This window comes from Ferroplasma sp. Type II, from assembly GCF_000496155.1.
Map to the genome: position 1 here is coordinate 1,675 of NZ_KI542757.1, position 3,262 is coordinate 4,936.

Genomic DNA, 3,262 nt, shown 5'->3' on the forward strand with positions numbered 1-3,262 from the left:
TTTTTATGGCTATCAGAGATTCGGCAGCATCAGGGCAAATACACATAAAATAGGCAAACTATTAATACAAAATAAATACGAGGAGGCTGTAAAGATGTATATATACGATCCGGAATTTGATAGAGAAGACTACAGAAAAACATTTGGTGAAACTGGAGATGCCAGAAAGGCTATGAAAGAGTTTCCCGAATATCTTACATTTGAAAGGTCCCTACTGGGCTACATAATAAGGGAAAATACGTATAAAGACGCATTCAGTGTTTTCCCAAGATACCTTTCCATGTTCTTTATACACGCTTACCAGTCATATATTTTTAACAGAATACTTTCAGAAAGGATGAAGCTTACTGGCAGCATGTATAAGGTACTTGGTGGTGATATTCTATATCCTGTTGACAGATATTTCAACCCAGATAGAAATCAGATGATTCGTGCATCCAGTTACAATATTGAAAAACTTAACCGCCTCTCCATGGAAAACAGGATCAGGCCAGCCATACCATTAATAGGTTATGATACTGAACTATCCTCCGGCCTCGAGGGTGACATAGAAAAGAAAATTATGGAAGATGAGGAAATTAATAAAAAAGACTTTAATCTAAGCTCTGACAGAAGAATGGGCTCATCGGGCGATTACAGGATAATATCTGTACTTCCTGTGGATTTCAAAATAATTGGGAAAAATAAAATTAAATTCTCACTTGGAAAGGGAGTTTATGCAACTTCTCTCCTAAGGGAGTTTATCAAGGGGAATTTAAATTAATCCAACCTTTTGTAGCTCTTTTTTTACTTTTATAACAGCCTGCTCAATTTCACTTTCTTCCTTGGCTCCAGTGCATACCACTTTGCCCGATCCGAAAAGAAGCAAAACTACTTTTGGCTCCTCAACCCTGTATACAAGTCCTGGAAACTGTTCCGGCTCATATTCCACATTTTCAAGACCCAGGGACATTGCTATATCTGTAAGGTTAAGGGATGCCTCAAGATCGTAAACTGCAACAATATTCTGAACTATAATGTCGGGATTGTCATAAACCTCTATTTTGGCTTTCTTAAGTTTATCTATGATGGTGTCTATTGTTTTTTTGACATTTTCAAGGTTTTTGGCACCTGTGCAATTAACCTTTCCACTTCTAAAAATAAGAACCGCTGTTTTTGGATCCTTTAATCTATATATCAATCCGGGAAACTGTTCCGGCTCATATTCAGAACCTTCAAGTGCCAGGGCTATGCGGCTCAGGTCCAGATGTTCCGCCAGTGAAGTTGATGCAACTATGTTTTCTATGGTTATTTTTTCCATCTCACTCATATTAATCAATATGTTTATATTTAAAGGGTATATAAAGGTTTTAATTTAGCTTATATACACTGTCAAAAATCCTTAATACATGTTCAACTGTTCCTTTGCATAATCAGACATCATTTCCGGCTTCCACTGAGGTTCCCATACCAGTTCTATGTCTGCAGCGTCCACATCGGCGAGATTTTCAACACATTTCTGTGCTTCTGACAGTATCCATGGAGTTACAGGGCATGTTGGCGCGGTCATTGTCATTTTTATGTAAACCCTGTTGCCATCAGTAATTTCAACATCATATACCAGGCCAAGGTTAACAACATCCATTCCTATTTCTGGATCAGATACCTCTTTTAATGCTTCCAGAATTTCCTCTTTAGTTACCATAATATAATCAATTGTAAATATGTATTTAAACATTATTTAATGTTTAAAGTTGAAACAGATGTCATGAAAAATGTTATATGACCTCAACAACATGACGATGTTGTTGTGAGAGCCGGACCAGGGGATCGATACAATTGCTTGACCTGCGAGGTCGTCCTACAGATTGATCCCCTTTTCGTCTCGACATACTACCCTGAAACAAGGGTGAATAGGAGTTTGGTGATGTTTGATCCGGCTTTAGCTCTCACATAATCACTAAGGAGGTGATCGAAGCGTATATTGGTTTGGATGTACATAAACATAGCGTATATATAACAGAGATGAAAGAGGATGGAAGTGTGTGTGAACAGTATGATATTGAAAACAGTGAAGGGAACTGGATTAATTTCAGGGACCCTTATCTCTCCATGGAAAACCAGGTTGGGCTTGAGATATCAACATCAGGAAAGTATGTTGCAAGAACACTTGTGGATATGGGTTTCTCAGTACATGTGATGAATCCTTCAAAGTTCCCCCAGATATTCCAGTCTGTTAAGAAGAATGACAGGGAGGATTCTTTCAAGATAGCGGATCTGCTCAGGATGGGTGAGATACAGAAGAAGGGGGAGATATACATACCATCACCAGAAATAAATGAGATGCGTTCACTCACAAGGTACAGGAGATCCATATCTGTAGAAATGACCATGCTGAAGAATAAAACACATGCAATACTTTCAGGCCATGGGACAGTCATAGAATCTACAGATATATTCGGCACATCAGGCATGAGGAAGATCATAGCTGAATCAACAAAGCTGCCATATTCTGAAAGGATAGTGCTTTCTGACATTATCTCAAGGGTATCATCCCTTAAGGCCAGTGCCTTAAAGGTGGAGGATGAGATGGCAAGAATGACAGAGAACAATGAAGACATAAGGAACCTTCTATCCATACCTGGAATAAACATTTACTCTGCAGTGACCATACTGTCAGAGATCGGGAACAAAGAACATCTTGCATCATATGCAGGGCTTGTCCCAAGGCAGTTCCAGTCTGGAAACAGGGACGTAAAAGGGCACATAACAAAGCAGGGCCCATCCATGCTCAGGTATATCCTTGTCCTTGCAGCCCATTCACTGATAAAATACTCCAAAAAGATGAGGAAGAAATATCTGAGCATTGTCCATCGCCTTGGAAAGAACAGGTCCATAGTTACAATTGCCAGGCTTCTCATAGAGATCATATTCACCATGCTCATGAGGCATGAGAAATACGAAGATGAGAATGATGCACTGACAGAAAGGAAAATCCGTTCCATGTCCATGAGGGCAAGGAAAGAGAGACCGAAGATAAACTTTACAACAGTAAAATTATTAAAGGAGGGAAAGATTATGAATCCGTCAACATAACATTTTTCATAGGAGCAATTTACCAAAAAATCAATTCAGCATATTGAGCGCATTTAATGTGGCTCTTATCATATTAATGCACCTGGCCTCACTCACATTTATTAAAGACGCATTATTACACAGCATATGGGAAAACAGAATGATGTATTGCTGTTCATATTTATGGTTATTTCATGGGCAATTAATA

General features: G+C 38.8%; 4 protein-coding genes. 2 read left to right on the forward strand and 2 right to left on the reverse strand.

The window, feature by feature from the left end; genetic code table 11:
• Positions 1-763 (forward strand): tRNA pseudouridine(13) synthase TruD (gene truD / locus AMDU4_RS09915; RefSeq protein WP_290704953.1); only part of this gene is annotated, 763 nt, incomplete at its 5' end.
• Here the strand turns inward: truD and AMDU4_RS09920 are convergent.
• Both AMDU4_RS09920 and AMDU4_RS09925 read right to left on the reverse strand, forming a co-directional pair.
• On the reverse strand, positions 755-1,309 hold the full coding sequence (locus AMDU4_RS09920; protein ID WP_021787528.1) for a TATA-box-binding protein: 555 nt from the start codon (positions 1,307-1,309) through the stop codon (positions 755-757). The two genes, truD and AMDU4_RS09920, sit on opposite strands and share 9 nt — an antisense overlap.
• A 72-nt stretch (positions 1,310-1,381) precedes the next feature.
• Positions 1,382-1,684 carry an iron-sulfur cluster assembly protein gene (locus tag AMDU4_RS09925; RefSeq protein WP_290704956.1) on the reverse strand — a complete coding sequence of 101 codons (303 nt, stop codon included), beginning with the start codon at positions 1,682-1,684 and terminating at the stop codon, positions 1,382-1,384.
• A 263-nt stretch (positions 1,685-1,947) separates the two neighbouring features.
• On the opposite strand from AMDU4_RS09925, the gene AMDU4_RS09930 reads away from it, so the two are divergent.
• Positions 1,948-3,075: an IS110 family transposase gene (locus AMDU4_RS09930; RefSeq protein WP_290704959.1), complete on the forward strand. Its 1,128-nt coding sequence runs from the start codon at positions 1,948-1,950 to the stop codon at positions 3,073-3,075.
• Positions 3,076-3,262: the final 187 nt, after the last annotated feature.

What these genes read in the sequence shown, in the direction of transcription:
- AMDU4_RS09920 (WP_021787528.1), bottom strand. Translation starts at nt 1,309, where the DNA reads ATGAGTGAGATGGAAAAAATAACCATAGAAAACATAGTTGCATCAACT.
- AMDU4_RS09925 (WP_290704956.1), bottom strand. Translation starts at nt 1,684, where the DNA reads ATGGTAACTAAAGAGGAAATTCTGGAAGCATTAAAAGAGGTATCTGAT.